We start from the raw sequence: 3,026 nt of genomic DNA, 5'->3' as shown, positions 1-3,026 counted from the left end.
ACAAAGCACACAAGGTTTATCCCTACCTGCTGCGTGATATCGATGTCACTTATCCAAACCAAGCTTGGGCGATTGACATCACGTACATCCCCATGGCGAAGGGGTTCCTGTATCTGGTGGCCATTATCGACTGGTATAGCCGCAAAGTACTGGCTTGGCGCTTGTCGAATACGATGGATACAAGCTTTTGCATTGAGGCTCTCGAAGACGCACTGCAACACTACGGGCCGCCCGATATCTTCAATTCAGATCAAGGCAGCCAGTTTACTAGCGCTGAGTTTACTCAGAGATTAATCGACCATGATGTACGGATAAGCATGGATGGGAAAGGACGCTGGGTCGACAACGTGTTCATCGAGCGATTATGGCGTAGCTTGAAATATGAGGAGGTTTACTTAAAAGCCTATACCACCCCCCGAGAAGCTGAACTTGAAATCGGCCACTACATGGTGTTCTATAACGAAGAGCGTAACCATCAGGGACTCAATGACCTTACTCCTGATGAAGCCTACTTCGGCAGGCAAAGATACGCGGCATGAGCGGGATCAAACACTTAAAAAATTAGCTTGTGTGTCCAACCAATGGGGTCCACTTCTCTTTCTCAAACCACCAAGAAAAAGCCATTACGTTTAAATTCTACACTGAAGCCTGAGAAGTAGACACTTTAACCAAACAGCCTGACGACAATTCAAACCCAGACCATTTTAAACCGCCGGCTATGAAAAACTGGTTTAGCTTGGCAAACCTCGGACTGACTACACGCAAAAAGATAAAGGCGATATAACGCCCGCCACAGCAGCTAAAAATGAACGCCAGTGAGTTTTTAGTCCAAAGCCCGGAACGGGCTGGCTGCTGGCGTTTGTTATGTACAGGCCTTGCCACTTGCGGCTTCCCATACTTTGAAGTTCCAAATAGCGTCTTGAAGTGCATCATGCTCTACAAGGTTTTCAGGTACATTCTCCGGTTCAAGCTCGCTAATTAGGAGCGCAATATTCTCACATTTTTTTGGTAGAGAAAGTGGATTAGATCCTAGTAATTTCAACAGTAACTTAAAGTCCCAATCAGCGTAGTCCCGGTAAATCGCATGAATATCAGTTGAACTTGGGTACATATTATGCAACTGCTCAAGTGTTGGATAAGTAGCCCAAACACTAGTGATTTCCTTGTCTTTCAAGAAGGCTGATACTTCTCGTGACATCTCTTCATAGGTTACTCGACTTTGTCCTTCGGGTAGCAAAGGTAATACATGCTCTTTAACAAAGTCGCTAAGGTGGTCGTGGTTGAAATCTGACAGGCACCCATAATAAGTGCTTCCATCTTCGCAATATATTCCTATGGCAATAAGTTCCGAGTGAGAACCTTCACCTGGCAAATCAGTAAACTCTGTATCAATGAAAATATTCATACTTGAAGTACATAACGTCGCAATAACGGGCGCTTATCAAACCGCCCAAAACCGCTTTAATCCTTTGTATTCACAACACTTTGAAAAGCTGCCGCAGTGACAATGCGTCCACGTTTATTGCCTTGTTAGCCGTCAATCTCGACATTTTGCTCGATACACCATTCACGTAATGCTTTTTCTGTACATTCCTTTTCATATTTATGCCATTCTTCGGTTTTACCATGATTTTCTAACAGCGCCTTGAACCGAGAATAAGCACCTTTACGTTGAAACATTGACCTAGCATTTTCAAACTCTGAAGGTAGAAACTTTTGGACAAAATCCATCGCAAGTTCACGACCGAGATTGAGATCATTTTTTTGAGGGATTGCTAAATACTTTGTCTGGTCACCAATATCAACAGGCAAATCGGGTTGGTCATCTGAGAAATCAGAGTAGTAGTATGTTTTCCCTGTGATTTTAGATATATAACCTTCATGGCTATGAGGTAAACCAAAATTCACAATCTCAAACAAATCCAGTAACTCACTAAATTTAATAACCATATTTTACTCGATTGGTGAGTGTAGAAGGCTAACGCTGTGATAACGGGCACTTGCCCGCACTAAACCTGACCAGACCTATGTATTCACACTACTATCTAAGCGCTTCGAGACTGGCAAGGTGTCCCGTTCATGACCTTGTTAAATTTTCATTTCACCATAGATGAAAACAGATACTCATTACCCTCTACCGACAGCTGAATTTTGTAAGATATAAATTTTTTAAATTTCGGGTCATACTCGAAATCTGCCAAGAGAGTCCCGTCATAACATGATTTTTCATCTTGGATATCTAACTCACTCCTTAAGGAATAATGGAATTTTGACAACTCATAAAATTCTAGAGAATGTCGTTCATTATTCCATGTCGAGCCATCACACCAACAGTTAATTGGAAGATCCGTTTTCCTAAGGAGACACGTTACATAATAGCTAACCCAGAAATCTAAGTTACTCATGAATTCTGAGTTCGAAATGTTGACTCCCTGCTGCTTCAATGTATTGCCCAAATCAGCCTCTAGTCGCCTGAAGCGCTTCTTCAATTTTCTTTGATTGATAAGATGCCCCACGAAATTTAACGTCGCAATAACGGGCGCTTATAAAACCACCCAAAACTGAATTAATTCCTTGTATTCACAACACTTTTAAAAGCTACCCCAGTGATAAAGCGTCCCTGTTTATAGCCTTGTTAGATGATGGCGACTTCCCTTGGCGACAAGCCGCTCCTAGCTAGAAATGTTGCGAACAGCCTGCTCGATGTTTTGATTTTAGACTGGCAATTGATGGCTTGTTTGCATTACTTTTGAGCCAAACGGCGAACCGCCAAAGAATCCCAATTTTGATGAACAAACAGAAGCGGTTTTAACTTCAATTTACTGGCTAACGTGTACGTTTAATTACCAGCATATAACATTAGCATAACGGGCGTTTACTTTCCAAAACTGATTGAACCCCCCCTGTGGGCTCCGAGGCCATTACCCTCGCCCTGAATGGCAACCGCTCAAACCTGGTGGTGATATGCGCTGAAGATAAAACGGTGCGTCTGAAAGACCTCAAACCCGGTGACAGCGCCCTTTATC

4 protein-coding genes are annotated in these 3,026 nt (G+C 42.9%); 2 read left to right on the top strand and 2 right to left on the bottom strand.

Features of this window, described 5'->3' with window-relative positions; all coding sequences use genetic code 11:
• A partial coding sequence (locus GMA8713_RS25250; RefSeq protein ID WP_062705098.1) for an IS3 family transposase occupies positions 1–539 on the top strand: 539 nt, incomplete at its 5' end.
• A gap of 323 nt (positions 540–862) precedes the next feature.
• On the opposite strand, the gene GMA8713_RS25245 is transcribed toward GMA8713_RS25250, so the two are convergent.
• A complete protein-coding gene (locus GMA8713_RS25245; protein WP_062715381.1) occupies positions 863–1,405 on the bottom strand; it encodes a 3'-5' exonuclease family protein in 543 nt (180 codons plus the stop codon).
• A 125-nt stretch (positions 1,406–1,530) separates the two neighbouring features.
• A complete protein-coding gene (locus GMA8713_RS25240) occupies positions 1,531–1,950 on the bottom strand; it encodes a UPF0158 family protein (protein WP_062715378.1) in 420 nt (139 codons plus the stop codon).
• 955 nt (positions 1,951–2,905) lie between these two features.
• Between GMA8713_RS25240 and GMA8713_RS28685 the strand changes: the two genes are divergently transcribed.
• Positions 2,906–3,026: phage baseplate assembly protein (locus tag GMA8713_RS28685; RefSeq protein ID WP_198159587.1), on the top strand; the 121-nt coding region annotated here is incomplete at its 3' end.

The organism is Grimontia marina (assembly GCF_900060185.1).
GTDB classification, from domain to species: domain Bacteria; phylum Pseudomonadota; class Gammaproteobacteria; order Enterobacterales; family Vibrionaceae; genus Enterovibrio; species Enterovibrio marinus.
This window is presented reverse-complemented; position numbering and strand designations above follow the sequence as displayed.